This is a genomic window from Flavobacterium sp. GSB-24 (genome assembly GCF_027924665.1).
GTDB lineage: Bacteria > Bacteroidota > Bacteroidia > Flavobacteriales > Flavobacteriaceae > Flavobacterium.
Genome location: NZ_AP027043.1, coordinates 5,045,428 through 5,065,057, shown reverse-complemented (window position 1 = coordinate 5,065,057; position 19,630 = coordinate 5,045,428). Strand labels below are relative to the sequence as shown.

The 19,630-nt window shown below is 30.9% G+C and carries 18 protein-coding genes; 3 read left to right on the top strand and 15 right to left on the bottom strand.

Annotation, left to right across the window (positions count from 1 at the left end):
- Nucleotides 1-67: 67 nt before the first annotated feature.
- The gene (locus QMG60_RS21335; protein ID WP_348773903.1) at nucleotides 68-1,591 is read right to left on the bottom strand and encodes an ATP-binding protein; all 1,524 of its coding nucleotides are present in this window, start codon (nucleotides 1,589-1,591) and stop codon (nucleotides 68-70) included.
- Between the two features lie 243 nt (nucleotides 1,592-1,834).
- Entirely contained in the window at nucleotides 1,835-2,017 is a 183-nt protein-coding gene (locus QMG60_RS21330) for a hypothetical protein (protein WP_281866350.1), read from the bottom strand.
- A 1,048-nt stretch (nucleotides 2,018-3,065) separates the two neighbouring features.
- Between QMG60_RS21330 and QMG60_RS21325 the strand changes: the two genes are divergently transcribed.
- Nucleotides 3,066-3,431, top strand: a complete 366-nt coding sequence (locus QMG60_RS21325; protein ID WP_281866349.1) for a hypothetical protein — start codon at nucleotides 3,066-3,068, stop codon at nucleotides 3,429-3,431.
- 79 nt (nucleotides 3,432-3,510) lie between these two features.
- Here QMG60_RS21325 and QMG60_RS21320 read toward each other — a convergent pair whose 3' ends face one another.
- The 11 genes from QMG60_RS21320 to QMG60_RS21270 form a co-directional block, all read right to left on the bottom strand.
- On the bottom strand, nucleotides 3,511-4,863 hold the full coding sequence (locus tag QMG60_RS21320) for a GH1 family beta-glucosidase (protein ID WP_281866348.1): 1,353 nt from the start codon (nucleotides 4,861-4,863) through the stop codon (nucleotides 3,511-3,513).
- 211 nt (nucleotides 4,864-5,074) lie between these two features.
- On the bottom strand, nucleotides 5,075-5,284 hold the full coding sequence (locus QMG60_RS21315; RefSeq protein WP_281866347.1) for a hypothetical protein: 210 nt from the start codon (nucleotides 5,282-5,284) through the stop codon (nucleotides 5,075-5,077).
- A gap of 10 nt (nucleotides 5,285-5,294) precedes the next feature.
- Nucleotides 5,295-5,705 carry a hypothetical protein gene (locus QMG60_RS21310; RefSeq protein ID WP_281866346.1) on the bottom strand — a complete coding sequence of 137 codons (411 nt, stop codon included), beginning with the start codon at nucleotides 5,703-5,705 and terminating at the stop codon, nucleotides 5,295-5,297.
- Nucleotides 5,706-5,779: 74 nt separating this feature from the next.
- Nucleotides 5,780-6,835 (bottom strand): type I restriction endonuclease, encoded by a 1,056-nt coding sequence (locus tag QMG60_RS21305; protein ID WP_281866345.1) that lies wholly within the window; start codon nucleotides 6,833-6,835, stop codon nucleotides 5,780-5,782.
- Nucleotides 6,836-7,003: 168 nt separating this feature from the next.
- Nucleotides 7,004-7,345 (bottom strand): hypothetical protein, encoded by a 342-nt coding sequence (locus tag QMG60_RS21300; RefSeq protein ID WP_281866344.1) that lies wholly within the window; start codon nucleotides 7,343-7,345, stop codon nucleotides 7,004-7,006.
- A 34-nt stretch (nucleotides 7,346-7,379) separates the two neighbouring features.
- The gene (locus tag QMG60_RS21295; RefSeq protein ID WP_281866343.1) at nucleotides 7,380-7,931 is read right to left on the bottom strand and encodes a hypothetical protein; all 552 of its coding nucleotides are present in this window, start codon (nucleotides 7,929-7,931) and stop codon (nucleotides 7,380-7,382) included.
- A 143-nt stretch (nucleotides 7,932-8,074) separates the two neighbouring features.
- Nucleotides 8,075-9,040, bottom strand: coding sequence for a PIN-like domain-containing protein (locus QMG60_RS21290; RefSeq protein WP_281866342.1), 966 nt, complete (start codon nucleotides 9,038-9,040; stop codon nucleotides 8,075-8,077).
- Nucleotides 9,041-9,111: 71 nt separating this feature from the next.
- Nucleotides 9,112-9,810: a hypothetical protein gene (locus tag QMG60_RS21285; RefSeq protein ID WP_281866341.1), complete on the bottom strand. Its 699-nt coding sequence runs from the start codon at nucleotides 9,808-9,810 to the stop codon at nucleotides 9,112-9,114.
- A 72-nt stretch (nucleotides 9,811-9,882) separates the two neighbouring features.
- A complete protein-coding gene (locus tag QMG60_RS21280) occupies nucleotides 9,883-10,551 on the bottom strand; it encodes a response regulator (RefSeq protein WP_281866340.1) in 669 nt (222 codons plus the stop codon).
- A gap of 6 nt (nucleotides 10,552-10,557) precedes the next feature.
- Entirely contained in the window at nucleotides 10,558-12,183 is a 1,626-nt protein-coding gene (locus tag QMG60_RS21275; protein ID WP_348773902.1) for a tetratricopeptide repeat protein, read from the bottom strand.
- Nucleotides 12,184-12,305: 122 nt separating this feature from the next.
- Nucleotides 12,306-12,497: a hypothetical protein gene (locus QMG60_RS21270; protein ID WP_281866338.1), complete on the bottom strand. Its 192-nt coding sequence runs from the start codon at nucleotides 12,495-12,497 to the stop codon at nucleotides 12,306-12,308.
- 351 nt (nucleotides 12,498-12,848) lie between these two features.
- On the opposite strand from QMG60_RS21270, the gene QMG60_RS21265 reads away from it, so the two are divergent.
- Entirely contained in the window at nucleotides 12,849-13,856 is a 1,008-nt protein-coding gene (locus tag QMG60_RS21265) for a hypothetical protein (RefSeq protein ID WP_281866337.1), read from the top strand.
- Nucleotides 13,857-13,979: 123 nt separating this feature from the next.
- Nucleotides 13,980-14,393: a lipocalin family protein gene (locus QMG60_RS21260; protein ID WP_281866336.1), complete on the top strand. Its 414-nt coding sequence runs from the start codon at nucleotides 13,980-13,982 to the stop codon at nucleotides 14,391-14,393.
- 80 nt (nucleotides 14,394-14,473) lie between these two features.
- Here QMG60_RS21260 and QMG60_RS21255 read toward each other — a convergent pair whose 3' ends face one another.
- Together QMG60_RS21255 and QMG60_RS21250 are read right to left on the bottom strand one after the other, a co-directional pair.
- Nucleotides 14,474-18,883: a PAS domain S-box protein gene (locus QMG60_RS21255; RefSeq protein ID WP_281866335.1), complete on the bottom strand. Its 4,410-nt coding sequence runs from the start codon at nucleotides 18,881-18,883 to the stop codon at nucleotides 14,474-14,476.
- 13 nt (nucleotides 18,884-18,896) lie between these two features.
- The gene (locus tag QMG60_RS21250; protein WP_057116760.1) at nucleotides 18,897-19,343 is read right to left on the bottom strand and encodes a response regulator; all 447 of its coding nucleotides are present in this window, start codon (nucleotides 19,341-19,343) and stop codon (nucleotides 18,897-18,899) included.
- Nucleotides 19,344-19,630: the final 287 nt, after the last annotated feature.

Genomic DNA, 19,630 nt, shown 5'->3' with positions numbered 1-19,630 from the left:
AAGTAAAATTCTGAAAGGCCTTTTTCTTTAAAGTAAATTTGAATCTATTTACATTTCTAATTTTAATTTATTTTGGCATTGAAATCTTTGCTTTAAAACCTTTACCCGGTTCTGTATCAAAATCTATAGTTCCTTTAACAGCCTGAATGCGGCTTTCCATGTTTTGGAGACCATTTTTTATCATCTTAGTTTTTTCACAGCCTTTACCATTATCGGTATAGTTTATTAAGACTGATTTTGGGTCACTGTCAAATTTTATTACCACAAGGTTTGCCTCACTGTGTTTTTTCATATTGACCATCAATTCCTGTAAAATTCGGCTGATAGCGATCTTTTTTACATCATCTATAGTTTCCCAGTTTACACTTTCTAAATTAGTAACCATGATATTCCTTTCTCTGGTATTATAAGTAGAAAGCATTTCTTTTATACTTCTGGTAAAATCTACCCCGGTATCAATTTTATTGTTTTCTTTTGAAATTCCTCTCACGCGCCCGTAGATATCATCTAGTTTTTGTAATAGATTTTCTTTAGTATTTTCTTGAGATAAGGGTTGAGATTCGGCAAAAGCAATTACATGAAATACATCATTTGCCAATTCGTCGTGGATTTTTTTAGCAATTCTAGTTTCGGTATTGTACGAAGTTTTAAATTCTATAGCCTTGTTTTTATTTTTATAATAACGAATTAAAATTGCTATTAGAATCACTAAAAAAACAAAAACAATAACAAATACAATTCGCATGTATTTAGCTCTTTGAAGAAATAATAAGTTTTCTGCTTTTTCTAGACGAAGTTTTTCGTTTTCATCTTTTTCTTTTTTAGAATCGTATTTAATTTTAGCAAACTTATTTTTGAAGTTATTTCTAATCTTAATAATACTGTCGTTTAGTGTAAAATATTTTTGCACATATTTGGTGTCTTGAGCACTGTGATTATTAGAAATTAGAATTTGAAGCGCTTCGAGTCTTTCGTCAACGCTGTTTAGTTTTGTGGCAATATTGTAAGCAGCAAGAGCATTTTCATCTGATTTTTGAAGGTTTTTTTTAGAATAGTAATCCGCAAGATGTAGATAACTTTCGATGCTTCCGTAAGTTTCTTTAATTTGTATTCTTAAATCTAGTGCTTCATTCATTAGATGGAATCCTTTAATATCAAGTCCATTTTTAAAATAAGCATAACCTAAGTTATCTAAAATTAAAGATTTTTTATAAGCTTGAGCACTTTCATGTAATAATTTTTTGCTTAAAAGAGATTCTAAAAGGGTAATCGCGTCATGATATCTTTTTTGTTGGATGTAGACTGCTGCAATATTGTTTAGTGGAGTTTGTTTTTCAATAATATCTGTATAGTCATCTGCTGATTTTTTATAATAAAGTATAGCATCATTATAAAGAGAAAGTTCTTTATCAGCAATGCCTAGTATGTTATTGATAGCAGCTATATATGGTTTGTTTTTTTCAACATATGGTAATGCTTCGGTTACAGTCTCTTTACTTCCGTAGTAATCCCCGTTTACTTGCTGGATAGATGCCATTTGAATAAGTACGTATCCGATATTTATACTATCTTTTAATGTCTCAAAAATCACTTTTGATTTATTAAACTCGTAAAAAGCAGTATTGAAGTTTTGTTTTTCGTAATTTTTATCCGCTTTATCTCGTAAGTTTAGAGCCTCTTTTTCAATAAATTCAATGTTAGAATGAATGCTTTTTTTTTCTTGACAGGAAAAAATAAAAAGAAAGAGAATAAAATAAAAAAACGGGGACCGTAACATATAAATTTACTTTCCCCGAAAATAGTAATTAATTAGATACTAAAAATATATTTTTAGTTATGGTTTGATTGGTGGATTATTTTTTCCATCACCAGGACCATCAGGATCTGCATCACCAGCTTGTAAAGGTTTAGTAACCTTTTCAATTTTCTTTTCTGTTTGAGTCTCGTATTCATCAGGAGTACAAGAAAATATCGTGAATATTAACGCAAAAGCGATAAACAGTATTAGTTTTTTCATTTTAATTTAATTTAGAAATTAGACATAGGTATTGCTGTCCAGAATTATCCAGAGTCTATTTATGACAATACCAAATTGATTTTGGGAAGTAGAGCGTGTAGGACTGTAAGATGTTATTTATACTTCCCGAATAGACTCGATCTTACGGTTTTTCCACACTGCTAATTAGAACTAGTTTATACATTTGTTTTAGTCTGCAGACAAAACTTGAACTAATTTCTATGGCAAAGTAAAGGCGTTTGTAGGCCACTGTAGATAAGGTATTCCCAGAATTCCCGCATTTCCCAGAGATTCCCGAGAATTCCTTAAATCAAAATACAAGGCATAGTAATTTAGGTCCGTTAGAACATGTTATTTCAATATAAAACCAATCTGACCTATATTATAATAGATGCAAAAAGTCCTGAAAAAGTTGCCTTGAATGATTAAAAAAAGATAGAAAATAGAGTATTGAAGAAATCAATAAATTGAGATTGATAGTTGAACAAGTAAAATCGTTGCAAAACAAGAAATAAATCATAGAATTACGTTTGGTTTTTGGGAAATGAAAATGAGGAGTCGAAAGAATATCCTAAAGAGGAAATCTTTTAAATTGTCAATTCTAAAATAATTAAGAAAGAAAGTGAAGCGGTCGCTTCGGTATATTCTGCACTTTTATGCTTGGTGCAGAAAAAAGATTAGAAAACAAAATTTCTAAATGAAGTTGGAAAGCATTTTTAAAAATAAAATGCGAAAAGAGATAAAAAAAATAATTTTTAAGGGAATAATTAAGGCGTTGAAAGAGTTTGTTTTTTGGCATATATTATCTGTTATTTATACCTTAAAGATAAGAAAAAAATACCGATAAACCTAATGATTATCAATAAAATACCGATTTTTTTTACTCAAAATCATGTTTTTTTCTTGACTTTTTTCGTCGTCAATTATGAATTTTTGAGACACTTAAACTTGCCTTTTTCTTATAACTGAATTGTGATAAAATTATTTATATTTATAAAACATTACAATAGATTTAATTCTAGTAATTATCATTTAAAAAATATCTTTTATGAAAAAGCTTCTTATACTATTAATTGTTTTTTGCACATTCGGTTGTAAAAAATATGTTGTCTCGTTTGAACAGCCCACAAATATGAAACTTGATAACTTAAAGCTGGAAGTGCTTCTTGATAAGCAGAAAGTTAAAGACATCAATTTAAAAGCATCAGATGCAATGCCTACTTATGAGACAGCGTCATTAGCAGTATCTGATGATGGAAAACACCTGCTTCAAATAAAAGTAAAAGACACAACCTTTAGCTATGATATAAATTACCCTGAGGAAAAATATATTCTTGTAACGGCTCACTTAAAACAGAATGGTAAGATTCATATCGGAATTTTAAAACAAAATTATAAATATAGATTGCGTTGATCAATTCGATCATATTTAAATCAAAAAAAGCCTTTCACAGTTTAATTGCGAAAGGCTTTTGTGTTTTTTAAGATAGGGGTTAAGATAAAAAATCTTTAAACCATAAACCTGAGTTTTTAATAGTTCGTTTTTGTGTTTCGAAATCAACGTGAATTAATCCGAATCTGGCATTGTAACCTTCAGCCCATTCAAAGTTATCCGTTAAACTCCACACAAAGTAACCTTCAACATTCAAACCTTCACTTTTAGCTTTTAAAATCTGTTCTAAATGATCTTGAATGTAATGTGTTCGTTTGATATCAAATACTTTTCCGTTTGTAACTGTATCTGGAAAAGCGGCGCCGTTTTCAGTAATAATAATTTTTCTAATTCCTTCGTACTCGTTGAATTTCTTCAAGATATGATACAAAGCGGGTGGATAAACTTCCCAGCCCATTTCGGTCGAAATCACATTTCTTTTCTCGGCGCTGACCAATTCGGCACCAATATACGGAATCAACATGGCTGATTTTACGACTTCTCGAGTATAACATTGTAGCCCGATGAAATCAAAATCGAAATCGAGATTGTTTAAATCGTCTTCAAGAATATAATTGTTGAGTTTTTTTAGCACAGGAAGATCTTTCTGCGGATATCCTAATCCTAAGATAGGTTCTATAAAAGTTCTGTTTAGTAAAGTATCGACACGTTTTGCGGCTTCGATATCTTTAGAACTTTCCGTTGCAGGTTCAATATGGGTGCATGAAAATGTAGTTCCGATGTTCGCATCAGGAACTCTATTTCGTAAGGTCTTCGCTCCTGCAGCCGTTGCCAAAGTAACGTGATGCATCGCTTTTAGGTAATTGGTAATTCCTTTTTTTCCTGGTGCGTGAATTCCTAAAAAATAACCCGCTCCGGTAAAAACCGAAGGCTCGTTAATTACCATCCAGTTTTTAACGCGATCGCCAAAATACTGCGCGCACACTTCAACATATTCTGAAAACCAAGAAACCGATTCGCGGTTTGTCCAGCCTCCTTTTACTTCGAGAGCGTGCGGTAAATCCCAGTGGTAAAGTGTAATCCACGGTTCGATTCCAGATGCAAGTAACGAATCGATAATTTTATTGTAGTAATCTATTCCAGCTTGATTTACAGGATGAATTCCAGTTGGCATAATTCGCGGCCAGCTGATCGAAAACCTAAAATTCGGAATATTTAATTCCTTAATCAGATTAATATCATCTTGATAAGAGTTATAAAAATCGCAGGCGGTTAGGGCATGATGTCCGTTTTTTATTTTCCCTTTTTGAGAAGTAAAAACGTCCCAGATAGAAGAACCTTTTCCGTCAGAATCATGTGCTCCTTCAATTTGGAAAGCGGCGGTAGAAACACCCCACAAGAAATCTTCACCAAATTGGTTTTTGTTCAAAAATGAGTTTTCAACTTTATTCATTCAATGGTACTTTCCTTTATTTTTAAATGATTTATTAATGAAGGAAAGAAGATTGCATAGCTCTTAAAAAAAGCCATTCTTTGAATGATACCAGGAATTTTAGGTTAAAGAATTTCATAACGATTAGTTTTATATCAAATTAATAAAACTAATGTGAATTTATTGTAAAGTGATTATTATCAAATAATTAAATAAAAAAATGGAAAGATAATTAATCTTCCCATCCACAAAGTGTCAATCCAAGACCTTGTGCCTGTTTAAGCGTTTTTTTGACCACTCCATGACTGCAGGAACTTAAACCTCGACAATTTTCATTGAAATGATATTTTTTTGCACCAGTCGGCCCGCAGATAAAGACATTAGTTTCTGGCGGATGAAAAGAGGTTAAAAAAATAAAAAGTAAGAGTAAGGTATATTTCATTTGTTTGTTTTTATTTGACAATTAAATCGTACTGATTTCCTTTTTTATCAATAGCTTTTAATTTTCCGTATGATATCCATTCGGTATTAATTTCAGTTTCTGTAACAGTGTCGCTTATTAAAATTCCAGCGCCGTATTTTCCCTGAACATTTATATTTCCAAAAACGGAATCACCGTTGACATTAATTCCTTTTACATCATAATTGTATTTATAATTTCCAGGATTACCCGTTCGGTATTCGTATTTATAAATTGTATTGACATGATACGTTTTGGCTTCGTCTGGCGTAATTGTTTTACGATCATCTGCTGTAATTACCGTTTTATAAAATGAATTTATTTGCGGTGGAGGGGGAGCAGAGGCTTTTTTGCAGGAATAAAATGTAAATAATAAAAGTAAGATGAGGTAGTTTTTCAGCATAGGCTTTGTGGTATTTGGTTAGGGTTTAAATCTAACTAGAATTACCTTCTAGTAAATAAGTACTTTCACCTGATTTATTCAGTTTCATAAATATTTACAGTTTCAAGAAGTTCTTTTTCAAATTGATAAATATCATCAATGGTTGTAATAGAAACTTTAGATTCTGTTTTATTATCGTTGAATAAGCTTAAATACTTTTTCCCTCCATTTAGGTGTAACCTGCACAAAGGTTTACGATTATTATCGTCTAATAAAATTCCAAAATACGATTGAGTGTCACGATAAACAATTCTTCTAATTGGTAATTTTCTGCGTAAAATTGCAACTACTATGCGATAGCCATCCAGTTCTTCTTCGGTGGTGACAATTTTACTATCATCTTCAACAATAATAATTTCTTCATCTTGCTGTTTTATAGTTTCTTTAGTTAAAGCTGCATTAAGGCGGTCATTAATTTTATCATTAATAAATTGACTAACCGATTTTTGAACTAAATCTTTAAATTCATCAACAACTTTCTCAGTTAATCTTCCTGTATATATTTTACTGGCAAAAACTTTTGTAAAATCGTTGGACGGACTTTCTAATTCTGCATTTATCAGTTTCTTAATTTCTTTAATGTATTTTAATGAACTGGCATTGCTTACAATATTATTGACATCAAAATTGGCTTTATGAAATTTAGCAATTTCGTTTATTGTGTTTTCTTTTAAATTGCAGATGTCAAATTCTAAAAATGGTTTTTCATCCATTTTGTTTTGATCATCTAAATCAGTAAAAAACTGATAATTGATTCCGTTTGTTAAAAGCGCAAATCGGGTTTTTGTAACATGGAAGTATCGAAATAACTGCGAATTATGAACCGTAAGTTTTTCTTTCCAGCTTTTACACTCGACGATTATAATAGGTTCTCCATTTTGGAAAATAGCATAATCGACTTTCTCTCCTTTTTTTAAGCCAAGATCTGCTGTAAATTCAGGAACCACTTCAAGCGGATTAAAAGCATCATAACCCAAAATATGGATAAATGGCAGTACAAAAGCATGTTTGGTTGATTCTTCAGTTTCGATTTTACTTTTCAGCTGATTTATTTTATCGGCTAAAGATTTTAGTTGAATATTCATTTCCATCGGTTTGTAGTTTAAATTATTATTCAAATGTAAAACCAATAAAAACCAGTATTTTATGGAAATCCGTAATGGTGTAGATTTTTAAAAAGAAGTTTTTTTTCTGAAAAGTATTTAAATGGAAAAAAGAGGACAGTAAAGTTCCTCTTTATTTAATAATTTTTTTAGACTTTAGTTTCTACAATCAATCATAATAGTACCTGCCTGGCAAATGTACACGCTATTAACCCTTGAATCATCTTGGTAATGATCCTCAAGATCTTTCTTTAAATCTTCATATTCTTCAGAACTTGCAATCTTTTGTATTTTTACATTTATTAAGCGACCGATTGGTGAAATAGTATATAATCCATCACTAGTAGTTTTAGAATATTTTTCACCACCAAAAATTCCATAGCTATCATATTGAGTTTGTAAAGACTCTACAAATGAATCTGTTTGCTTAAATAATTCACTATTATTTGCACAACCAAATATTATAATTGTAATAAAAAAAAGGATGATTTTTTTCATGAGTGATTCGTTTATAATTTATTATTTATAAAAATTACCATTTTAAATCCATTGTATTAAATTCAAGTATTTGATTTCCTTCATGATACAAAGGCAATGAAATAAGTGTTTTCTTAGATTTTTTTAATTTTGACAGAAATTTTACTTCATTATCAATAAAAATAAAATTACTGCTGCCATCTTGAGGTTCACTATAGCTAAATTTTATAGGTTTTTCTTCGTCAAAACGAACAGTAATAAAATTGTTCTCATATCCTCCACTTATTTGTCCTTTATCAATACCTAAGTATATATTTAAACCATCTTTATTTCTTAATGTTAGTTGGCCATAATTTGCTCCTTCATATGGAAAATTTAAATCTAAGCTCTCATTGGATTTTATCTGTGCGAATTTGGTTGGCCTTGAAGTCATTTTATCAATTGATTGTCTATATTCCCAATTGTTACTTACTGTTTGTGTAATTGTGTCAATTTTCACTGCTGCCGTATCTATTGTTACTAGTGTATTTGTATCTGTATTTTTTTTACAAGAAAATAGCACTAGAATAATAAATAATGTAATAATGTGTAAAATAGTTTTTTTCATAATTTTAATTTTTATTGATTTAACAATTCAAAAGTATACCCAATCAAAACCAGTATATTACGGAAAACCATAATCCATAATTTTTAAATTACGGCAATAAAAAAAGCTCCCGAAGGAGCTTTAGAATTATAATGAAACAGGATTTAAATAATCCCCATATCTTTTGTAATAGAAACCAAATGAATTGTGTTATTTGCGTTGAAAATATTTTTTAGATTATTTATTCTTTTTTCAATTTGTGATAAGGATAGGTGCTTAATTGCTAGAATCTTATTCATTTCAAATATTCCATATCCTTGAGATAAATAATTTATAATTTTTAAATCAATATCGTCGATATTTTCAATATGTGATTCAGATAACGAAATACGATCTAAATCATTTTTACTAGGAATTGATGTAATCAATTCTTTATTGTTGAAATCTCTTAATGCTTCGGATAGTTTATTAAAAACTTTTATGTTGATATTAGGGTTTAAACGAATAAGATCATTTTTTAAAACAGGGTTTAAGTATAATACATCCTTATTTTCAGTGTAGTAATCCTGATCTTTAGAAATAATCCATAAATTAGTAATTTTTGGTATAATGTCTAAAAGCATTTCCCATGATAATTGGTCGCCAAGAGGATCATTCCTTTTTCCAGGAGGATTGCCAATTTCTTTTCGATATCTTGCTTTAATTAAATTATCTTCTGAAGGCTTTACACTTCTCTCATATAATGAGAATAATAATTTAGACACATTATCTTGTGATGATGAAATATTTAATAGTGTTTCATTAAGAATTTTCATGAGTTCATTATTAGAATGTTTGAGTTGTTTTTCTAATTTTTTTCTTGAAATATTCCAAAATTTTAATGGAGATGAGTCATCTTCATCTAGATGTTCTGGTAAAGATATATCTGTAATTGATATTTGTCTTATATAATTGTCTATTGAGTGCTTAAAAATATTTAGTTTATTTCTATCAATTTCATTTTTAAATTGCTCAGTAAAAAATATCTTCTGTTTAACTTCTATTACAGAGTTTAGTAGTTTTTTAAATTCTGGTTTATTTGAATTGTAGAATCCTAGAAAAATATTTGCATCAATATATAAAATGTTCATTTACTAATTATTTTAAATTTTCATTAAAAGTAATGAAAACAACAAGATACATTCATTATCATAATGAAAATCTAAATTGCCTTCCAAATAGATTCAAAGCTTTTTGCTTCTCCTTCTAATAATGGTAGATATGTATAGTCTCCTTTTATATTTTCGTATAGTTTTGAGTTTTTTACATCTAAAACTGCAAAAATTACTTCATCTCCAGCTTCTTTTCGCAATTGACTTTCCATCAAAGATAAAATCTGAGATAATTTGTCTTTCGAAATTTTATCTGCTTTTAGGAATAGTTTAATTATATAAGATTTATTATCAAAAGATAGACCAAGTTCAGGATTTATCTTTATATCAAGATCTCCAGTCAGCCAATGATAAAATGGGGGATCAAACCATGCAATTTTTTTCTTCCCCCAGAATTTTTTGTATCCATCTATTGATGTAGGATAATTAACTTTCTTTTTTAAATCGGTTAATTTGTGAAGTAAATTATCTAATGATTTTTTATCACCATTATTTCTATGTGTTTCAATAACTTCTTCTCGAAATGCTTTGTAAAAATCTGATGCCGGATGATAGGTATTTCGATATTTTACTTGCTTAACTTTTGTCATTTTTGAGTTTCCTGATTTATTTACAAAATCTATAAAGTCGGTTAGAGATACGCTGATTGCATTTTTCTTTTTAATATGCTTTCCCATTCTTGAATTATTTAAAGTTATTAATAATCCAAAAGTATAACCAATCAAAACCAGTATATTACGGAAAACCATAATCCATAATTTTTAAATTACGGCAATAAAAAAAGCTCCCGAAGGAGCTTTAGAATTATAATGAAGCAGGATTTAAATAATCCCCATATCTTTTGTAATTGAAACCAAATGAACGGTGTTATTTGCTTTGAAAAAGTCTTTTAGTTTTGCTAATCTTTTTTCCATTGCACTTTTGCTATTCGGTTTTATATCACTGTTTTTAAAAATCTCGATGATTTCATCTTGAGAAGTTCCGTCGGATAAATATTTTAGAATTTTAATGTCGACATCGTCTATTTCGTAGTTCCCTTTTTCCTGAAGCGCAGAAGCAACTTCGGGTGAAATGAATTTTTGATCGGAGGCCGAAATTATGGTAAGCGCTTTTTTGAGCTCCTCGATACTATTTCTGCCTTTTAGCACAAAAGCATTAATTTCAGAATCTTCAAAAAGTGATTTTATGCGAGCATTTTTATCTTCAATCGAATACGCAATGATTTTAATATCAGGCTGTAATTCGCGAACTTTTTGAATTAGCTCGTCGCCATTCCCGATTTTTACTTCGCGATGATCTTTTTTAAACGAAAGATCACTAATTAATAAATCGTATGGTTCATTATCCTGAATGGCTCTTCTTATCTTTAGAAAAGCGTCATCACAATATTTTGCGTGTTGAAAATTGACAATGTTGAAATCACTCAAAGTTTGTTTTACAGCTAAATTGAATTCTTCAAAATCCTCAGCTATTATTACTTTTTTAAACATAGGCTTTTATTTAGGCAGTGTTATTTTTACTTTAAAACCTTTATCCGGCTCAGTTTCAAAAGTAATAGTTCCTTTTATGGCTAAAATACGGTTTTCCATATTTTGCAAACCATTTTTTATAATTTGCGATTTTTCACAGCCTTTTCCGTTATCAGTGTATTGGATTAATAATTTATTTTCGGTGTTGTCAAATTTCAAAACTACTAATGTAGCTTCACTGTGCTTTTTCATATTGACCATGAGCTCATGTAATACACGTTGAATGGCAATCTTTTTTAAATCTTCTAGCGAATCCCAATTTACTTTTTCGATATTATTAATAATAACATTTGTATTACTGCTATTATAGGTAGAAAGCATTTCTTTTAAATTATTCGGGTAATTGGGTCCCGTATCAATATCATTGTTTTCTCTGGAAATACCTCGTACACGTGTATAAATATGATCAAGTTTTTGCAGTAGGTTTTCTTTGCTGTTTTCGCTGGCTAAAGGCTGAGTTTGTGTGTAAGTAATAGCGTGAAAAACATCATTGGCTAGTCCGTCGTGAATATCTTTTGCAATTCTGGTTTCGGTATCATAAGCCGTTTTAATGTTTTTTATTCGATTTTGGGTGTCATACTGTTTTTTGAAATAAGCAAGTAAGAATATAAAAACGACAAAACAAGCAATAAATATGTTTCTCTCGTTTTCAGCATCTTTAAGAGCTACTAAATTCTCTGCTTTTTCTAAACGAAGCTTTTGGTTTTCTTCTTTTTCTTTTTTAGAATCGTATTTAATTTTGGCAAATTTGTTCTTAAAATTATTTCGAATTTTGATGATGCTGTCATTTAAAAAAATGAATTTTTTGGCATAATCGTTTTGATTATCGGAGTCATTCGAAATCAAAAAGGATAATGCTTTTAAACGTTCGTCAATACTATGAAGTTTTGTCGCTATTTCATAAGCTTTTGCAGCATATTCGTTTGATTTGGAAATGTTGGTTTTGGAATAAAAATCTGCCAGATGAAGATTACTTCCAATAATTGCATATAAATCTTGAGATTGATTTCTAATTTTCAGTCCCTCATTCATTAAAGCAAGACCTTTGTCGGGATTGCCAATTTTAAAATAGGCAAAACCAAGATTGTCTAAAACCCGAGCTTTACTTTCTTTTGAAATTTGTTTTTCTTCTAAAATCGATTCTAAAATTTCGATTGCATTTTGATATTTTTTCTGCTCAATATAAACAACGGCTATATTATTTAAAGGAGAAAATTTCGAAATGTTATTGTCAGCATCTTTAATAGCTTCCTTGTAATAGTAAACGGCATCATTGTAAATAGCAAGTTCTTTATCTGCAATTCCAAAAAAGTTATTAATAGAAACGGTGTAAATGTCTTTCTTTTTAACGTAGGGTAGTGCTTCTGTTAATGTCTCTTTACTTCCATAATAGTCCCCATTTATTTGTTGGATAGAAGCCATTTGAATTAAATTGTAAACAATATTGGCACTATCCTTTAAAACTTCAAATTCTATTTTTGATTTATTAAAGTTGTAAAAAGCACTATTATAGTTTTTGTTTTTAAAATTTTCAATACCTAGATCTCGTAGTTTGTAAGCATTGTCCCGATTAGGATCAATTTTATCGGGCACTATTGTTTTTTCCTTACAAGAAAGGAAGCAGAGAAGAATTATTAAATAAAAAAACGGGGATCGTAACATAAATATTACTTTCCCCGAAAATAGTAATTTATTATAAATTACCAGTTTTTAAATTATGGTTTTTTTGGCGGTGGCGGCACAACAACCGGATCGTCGTCTGGCCCAGTTGCCTGCGCACCTTTTACTGGAATTGAATCATTTTTTATCTCAGTTTTATTTGCAGCTGTTTCAAATTCATCAGCAGTGCAAGAAAATAATGTAGTTGACAATAGCGCGCACGCTCCCAATAAATATAAAGTTTTCATCTTTTTTATGATTTAAAAATTAAACATGGGTATTGCTGTCTGGATTTTTTCCAGGTTGGTTTTTAAATGGCAATACCAAATTTGTTTGGGAAGTGAAGTGCGTAGAACTATAAAATTTTATTTATACTTCCCGGATAAACTCCGTTTTACGGTTTTCCGCACTTGTAGACTTAACTAGTTTTGTACATTTGTTTTTGACCTGCAGATCAAAACGTTAACTAATTTTGTTGAGGCAAAGTTATGTGGGGTTTAGAGCTGTATTGATGCGGAATTCCGGGAATTCCGATTTAATTTTTTATAATCCGTAGTATTCCGCAGTATTCCTTGAAGTTCCAAAAAAACATGATGCTTATGAATAAAAATACTTTAGAAAATTATTATAAAACTGCCGTTAAAAATAAATATGAAGAAATAAAGGACGGTGAAGATTTTATCTATTTAAATCCTCCTACAAGAGCGAGACTTAATAAATTTTGTTGGGAAATATTCGAAAGAAACAAAATGCATTCAGACGATTTAGTCGCTTTAAACTCTTTACTGGGGCTTCCTTTTGATCTAAATACAAAAAACAAGTTTAGACAACAAACCAATCAGTTTAGACCAATTGAAACTTTTTTTAAAGGAGAAACTGATCCTGAAAAAATGGATGTTGTAGATCTTGCCGCTATTTTGGTAGATTTTCAACCCAGACCTTTTGCTAAGTTTAGAAAACAAATTGACGAAGAAGATTTGAAATTAATAAACGAACTAAGAAATACTAATAATACTAAAGAAGTATCAGAGGAAACAAAAACTGAAGATGTAAAACCAAAAGTACAAGAAGTAAGGGTAGAAGAGGAAGTAAATGTAGATGCTCCAAAAGAAGAAAACATAATAAGTGAAACAATCGAAGTTTTTCAACCTGAATCGAAACCAATAAAAATTAATCTATTTGTAAATGTAAAAGAGAAGCTTATACATAACTTTAAGAATAGGCTAAAGAAAATAGCTGTTGCAACAATACTTATTTTCTGTTTGATAGGAGCGGTAATTTATTTCGCTTTTTTCAAGAAACATTGTATGCAGTGGTCGGAAGATCATTATGAAGTTGTTGATTGTTCTTCAAAAGATAAGGTAGTTTTAAATGAAATAATTCCACTTGATGAAAATCTTTTAGATTTTAGAAAATTAAAAGCCTGTGACACCACTAGATGTTTTATGGAAAACGGAGATGCATTTGTATGGTATTCAAAAACACCAAATGGAATTGATTTTTTTAATGATAACGGAAATGGTAAACATCCTGTAACTAATAGAGCATTAAGACCTGTTACACAATATATTGTTGGAAAATACTTAAAAGGGAAGCCTTGCGAATAATTATTTTTTAAGCCTAATTTTTAATTAAAAATGCGATTTATGTAAATTTTTCGTAAAATCATGGAATTTTCTGTAGGATTATACATTTAATTTAGCAGTATAATTTTAAACAAAAAATCTACCATGAAAATTAGATCAATATTATTAGGGATGCTATGCATCGGTTTTTTCGCAACGTCTTGTAGCAGCGATGATAACGAAGGAGAAACAATTGTTCCATTACAAGGAAAATACAACCTTAGTCAAACAGGAACAATTATTAACGGACAGGAGGTCTTAGTTGACGCTCCACAAAACGCAAGTGGATGTAATAGAGATTATTTAGATCTTAGATTGAGTAATGCAGCAGTTTACGGTGACTATGATGGAAGTAACTGTGCCCTAGTAGAAACTACAGGAACTTATGTAAGATCTCATAATGATTTAACTCTTACTATTGGTGGTGTTACTACGACTAGTGATATTATGAACCTTACAAACAAAGAATTGAAAATTAAAGACAAAACAACTGGTATTATTACAGTTTACACTAGATAATTGATTTTCTTTTAAAACTAAAAAACGGAAATAACTTTTAAAGTTATTTCCGTTTTTTTTATGAATTGAAATTAAAAGTTTTAGCTTACCGGAATATAAATATCGAAAGAAGCTCCTTCGTTTTGTACGCCCGAAGCACTTATAAATCCGTTATGGTTTTCTACGATTTTCTTCACAATTGCTAAGCCAATTCCAGTTCCGTTATAATGGTCTCGGCCATGTAGTCGCTGGAAAACTTCAAATATTTTTTTATTGTATTGAGAGTCAAAACCAATTCCGTTGTCTGACACTTTAATATGGCAATAGTTTTTAGCTGGAATGAGTTTCTCATTTTTAAATTCTTTTCCAGTTTTAATTTCGCTGTTAATTTTAATGACAGTTGGAATTTCTGGATTTGAAAACTTTAATGAATTACTTATCAAATTGTACAACAATTGTTTGAATTGAAACGGAATAATATCAACTTCTGATGTTTGTCCCATTTCGATAATGGCACTTTTTTGTTCCAATTCTTCTTTTAAATCCTCTTTTACTTCGTTGATTATCTTAGAAAGTTCTGTTTTTTCAAATACACGTTCTTGAACATTAGTTCTAGAATAAGCTAGTAAATCATTAATTAGAGTCTGCATTCGCTGCGCGGCATTTTGCATTCTTCTAAATTTATCTTTTCCGCTTTCAGATAAATTTTCAGATTCTTTTTCCATAATCTGAGAAGCAAAAGTCTGGATTTTACGAAGCGGTTCCTGCAAATCATGACTTGAAATATATGCAAATGACTGAAGTTCTTTATTCATTTCTTCCAGTTCATTGTTTTTTTGCTCCAATTCCAAAGCATTCATTTTTAATGTATCATCAGCTCTTTTTTTCTCTGTTAAATCATGCGTCACTTTCGAAAAACCAATAACCTCACCTTGTTTATTATGAACCGCTGTGATCACAACGCTTGCCCAAAATAAATTTCCATTTTTTCGTGCACGCCAGCCTTCATGAATTGCTTTTCCTTTTTCTCTCGCGATTTGTAAAAGTTTTTCTGGAAGGTGATTTTCTTGATCTTCTTTGGTATAAAAAATGGCAAAATATTTACCAACAATTTCTTCTGCTTTGTAACCTTTTATCTTTTCAGCCCCAACATTCCAATTTTCAACAATTCCTTCTGGATTTAAATATAAAATAGAATATTCCTGAACTTCTTCAACCATTAAATGATAACGTTCTTCACTTTTTTGAAGCGATTCGTTGATCTGAATTAATTCTCTTGTTCTCGCTGTAACTTGCTGCTCAAGTTCATGTGTAAATGCTTTTTCAGTATGAATATCTGTAAAGGCTCCCACCCATTTTATAATTTTATTATTTAAATCGTAAATTGGTTCTCCAATAGCTGTATGCCATCTATAACTTCCATCTTTTCTTCGCATTCTAACATCGCATCGATATAATTCTCCTGTTGCAAGCGAATGTTTCCAGATTTTGATATTTTCTTCAAAATCATCTGGATGTACCATAGACTGCCACGAGTCGTCGAGATCTGGGTGAATACCAGTATATTCCTGCCATCTTCCAGAAGTAAACAAAGAATTACCTTCTGCATCTGTTTCCCATATTAGCTGCGGAATACTTTCGGTTAGAGAACGGAATCTTTTCTCGCTTTCTTCGATTTTTTTTCGGGCTTCTACTTTTTCTGTAACATCAATAAGTGTCATTCTAATTCCAGAAATAGAATTATCGCTTTCGCGGAGCGGTGCAAATTCAAAATCAACATAAAATTGATTAACAGAATTTAGATCATTAATAAAAAGCAGCGATTCGTATTCAGAATAAGTTTCTCCAGATTCGTAAACTTTCTTTAGTAATTCGGCGTATTTCTGTTCTTTAAGTTCTGGAAATAATTCTAAAATATTTTTTCCTTGAACATCAGCTTCTCCTTTTTTCCAAATATTATTCAGAAGAGCAAAATTGGCCATTTCGATTACAAAATTATTTCCTCTTAAAATGGCCTTAGGAACTGGAGACTGCATAATAAGATTGCGTAATTTTTTTTCGCTATCTTCAATTTTCTGCTGGTATTTTTTCTCTTCTGTTATATCCCTGACCGTTCCAATTAGTTTTTCGGGTTCATTATTTTCATCATAAAAAAGTTTGCCTTTTCCTTCTACCCAATGTATAGATTGATCGATCCAGATTACGCGAGCTTCATAATGCAGCAAACCATTAGTTAAAGCATCTTTAAATGCTTTGTTTCGAATATGCATATCATCTGGATGAAGATGTGCCAATAATTCTTCATGTGTTAAAGAAACATCTTCTTTGTAACCGCCAATAACTTCAAGATAACGTTGAGAATAAGCAGGAACTCTAGTTTTGACATTTAATTCCCAAGTTCCAAGTTCACTGGCTTCAACAACAATTTTAAGCCGATCTTCGTTATGTTCAATTTTTTTACGGGTTTCTACTTTTTCACTAACTTCAGTTACGGTTACGATAATACCCGTAATTTCTCCATTTTCTTCTCTTAGCGGATGATAAAGAAAATCAAAATAGCAAATTTCTTGTTTTCCATATCGGTTTAATGGAATAGGCATTTCGTTTCCATAATAAGGAATTCCAGTAGTAAAAACATTATCTAAAAGAGAGCCAACAGTATCTTTTACTTCAGGTAACGAATCAAACAGAGGTCTGCCCACAAAAGTACTTTCTTCGCGTGCAACCAATTTTAGATAAGACTCATTCGCCATTTCTACCACATGCTGAGGTCCGCGTAAAATTGTAATTCCTACAGGAGCTTGTTTAACGGTGTTTCTAAAGCGTTTATCTGCTTCTTCAATTTCTTGTCTGGCAGTGACTTGCGCTGTGTTGTCTAGAACCCAAATTGCGATTTTAGTTACTTTGCCTTCTATGTTTTTTAGTGGAGAGTAAACAAAAGTTACGTATATTTTTTCTTTTTTGCCATGCCTGATTAATACCATTTCCACTTCATTGGCATGAAAAGGAATTCCTTCTATAATTACTTTCTGCAGTTCTTTTTCATAAAAAGGTTTAACTTCTGCAAAAGCATCCCAGTAATATTTTCCAGCAATTTCATCGTAAGTTTTTCCAGCGACTTCTACAAAACTGTCATTTACAATTTCGCTTATCAAAGTATCAGTATCAAGTAAACAAATGCCAATTGGTGCTTGATGCACCATGCTGCTTAAATTTTGTTCGTTTTCTTCAATTATTTGTTTGGCCAAATACAAATCTGTCAATTCTGCAGCAGTATTCATTACCGCATAAATTTTACCATTTGTATCGTACAGTGGTGTAAAACTATAATTGAAGTAGAATGGCTGCAATACATTATCTATTACAATATCGATTCGTGTATTTTTAGAATGGAAAGATTGTCCGGTTTCATAAACCATTGCCACTTGTTCAAATACAGATTGATTATGCAGCTCCGGAAGAATTTCTTTGTACGTTTTACCGATTACGTCGTTACCTTTTCCCCAAATTTTTATAATTGATTCATTGGCAAGTTCAATGCGCATTTCTTTACCAACATATACTGCGATAGGAAAAGGAGCATTTTCGACCAATTGTCTTATCTTTTGTTCACTTTCTTCGACTTTTGAACGAGCCAAAACCTGAGCCGTTACTTCGGTAGCAATTGCCACAACACCAGAAATAGTGCCGTCACTTTCCCTAAGCGCTTCATATACAAAATTGATATAAGTGTTTTCGGTTTGACCATTTCTATTTAATTGAACAGAACGTTCATTAGTCGTGATTTTTTTTCCGTTTTGATAAACGTTTTGAAGAATTTCATCGAGACCTTGTTCTTTAAATTCGGGAAAAGTTTCAAAAATAGGTCGATTGATTATTTTTTCTGCATTTGCTCCCCAGAGTTCGATCATTTGCTCATTGGCAATTTCAACCACATAATTATCGCCTCTAAAAATGCACATTGCAATTGGAGCCTGCATAATATTGTTTACAAATCGAGCATTGCTTTGCTGTAAAGCATCTGCAACAATTTTCTTGTCTGTAGTTTCGACTACGGTAACTAAAATACCGCCAATAGATCCGTCTTCTATTTTTATTGGACTGTATGAAAAATCAAAGAAGCATTCTTCTGTATACCCATTTCTAGATAGAAATACTTTAAAATCGGGATAGCTTACTGCTTTTCCTTTCATTACATCGGCGAGCATCGGACCGGTTGTATCCCAGATTTCGGCAAAAGTAATTTCAGGACTTCCACCTAATGCTTCTGGATGTTTGGTTGCGCCCAAAATTGGCAGAAAAGCATCATTGTATAATTGAGTATAATTTTTTCCCCAAGCAATGTACATCCCAAAAGGATTATTAAGCATCATTGCCGTCATAGTTTTTAAACTTTGCGGCCATTTTTCAGGATCGCCCAAAGGCGTTTTGCTCCAATCCTTAGAACGTATCAAACTGCCCATTTCTCCTCCTTCGGACAGAAAATAATGTTCCTTTTTTTTTCGGTTCATTTCCAAAGAAGATTTAGGGTTGCAATATAAAATTTGCTCTTTCGGGCTGTTTAAAATTGTTCTCTGATGCGTTCGTCAGTGCGTTTTCGATAACTTTTTTTAATTTAGAAAAATCACCTGGTTTCCTAATATAAAATGATGCTCCTTTTTTATACAAGTTGTTTACAATTTCAGTATCCAAGGAGGTTGAGAAAATTATTATGGGCAGATCTTTCAGTTTTTCGTCTCCTTTTATTTCTGCTAAACATTCCAAACCGTTTTTTCGAGGCATATTCAAATCAAGAAAAAGAACATCTGGAAGGTTTAAAGCGTTAGTTTTTAAATAATCCATCAGCTGCACACCGTCATTAACTGTGGAAAGAGCGGTCTCAATGGGAATCTCATCGAGGGCTTCCTTAAAAAAATCGCAGTCATCTTCATCATCATCAGCTAATAAAAGATTGTAATGCTTTATATTCATTGCTTTTAGTCTCCTAAAATTTATTATTAATTTTTTATTTGGCTAAATTTAACTTTTTTAAGTAAGAATTCCTGTTTTTTTGTGAAGAATGTTTTTTGAAAAGAGAAAAAAAATAGCTCCTGCAATTTTATTTTAAATTTTACGTTATTAATTATTGTTAGATGTTTTTCACTCTACATTATTTTGAGTTTTGATTTCTTAATTAATCCTAAAAAGAAATCCTGTTAAAAGGGAGCAATAATACTCTTCAAGACCCTTTTTAAATCTGACTTTAAACTCTGAAATTT

What these genes read in the sequence shown, in the direction of transcription:
- QMG60_RS21280 (WP_281866340.1), bottom strand. Translation starts at nt 10,551, where the DNA reads ATGTTTAAAAAAGTAATAATAGCTGAGGATTTTGAAGAATTCAATTTA.
- QMG60_RS21300 (WP_281866344.1), bottom strand. Translation starts at nt 7,345, where the DNA reads ATGAAAAAAATCATCCTTTTTTTTATTACAATTATAATATTTGGTTGT.
- QMG60_RS21330 (WP_281866350.1), bottom strand. Translation starts at nt 2,017, where the DNA reads ATGAAAAAACTAATACTGTTTATCGCTTTTGCGTTAATATTCACGATA.
- QMG60_RS21265 (WP_281866337.1), top strand. Translation starts at nt 12,849, where the DNA reads ATGAATAAAAATACTTTAGAAAATTATTATAAAACTGCCGTTAAAAAT.
- QMG60_RS21320 (WP_281866348.1), bottom strand. Translation starts at nt 4,863, where the DNA reads ATGAATAAAGTTGAAAACTCATTTTTGAACAAAAACCAATTTGGTGAA.
- QMG60_RS21315 (WP_281866347.1), bottom strand. Translation starts at nt 5,284, where the DNA reads ATGAAATATACCTTACTCTTACTTTTTATTTTTTTAACCTCTTTTCAT.
- QMG60_RS21310 (WP_281866346.1), bottom strand. Translation starts at nt 5,705, where the DNA reads ATGCTGAAAAACTACCTCATCTTACTTTTATTATTTACATTTTATTCC.
- QMG60_RS21255 (WP_281866335.1), bottom strand. Translation starts at nt 18,883, where the DNA reads ATGAACCGAAAAAAAAAGGAACATTATTTTCTGTCCGAAGGAGGAGAA.
- QMG60_RS21295 (WP_281866343.1), bottom strand. Translation starts at nt 7,931, where the DNA reads ATGAAAAAAACTATTTTACACATTATTACATTATTTATTATTCTAGTG.
- QMG60_RS21250 (WP_057116760.1), bottom strand. Translation starts at nt 19,343, where the DNA reads ATGAATATAAAGCATTACAATCTTTTATTAGCTGATGATGATGAAGAT.
- QMG60_RS21290 (WP_281866342.1), bottom strand. Translation starts at nt 9,040, where the DNA reads ATGAACATTTTATATATTGATGCAAATATTTTTCTAGGATTCTACAAT.
- QMG60_RS21325 (WP_281866349.1), top strand. Translation starts at nt 3,066, where the DNA reads ATGAAAAAGCTTCTTATACTATTAATTGTTTTTTGCACATTCGGTTGT.
- QMG60_RS21270 (WP_281866338.1), bottom strand. Translation starts at nt 12,497, where the DNA reads ATGAAAACTTTATATTTATTGGGAGCGTGCGCGCTATTGTCAACTACA.
- QMG60_RS21260 (WP_281866336.1), top strand. Translation starts at nt 13,980, where the DNA reads ATGAAAATTAGATCAATATTATTAGGGATGCTATGCATCGGTTTTTTC.
- QMG60_RS21285 (WP_281866341.1), bottom strand. Translation starts at nt 9,810, where the DNA reads ATGGTTTTCCGTAATATACTGGTTTTGATTGGTTATACTTTTGGATTA.
- QMG60_RS21305 (WP_281866345.1), bottom strand. Translation starts at nt 6,835, where the DNA reads ATGGAAATGAATATTCAACTAAAATCTTTAGCCGATAAAATAAATCAG.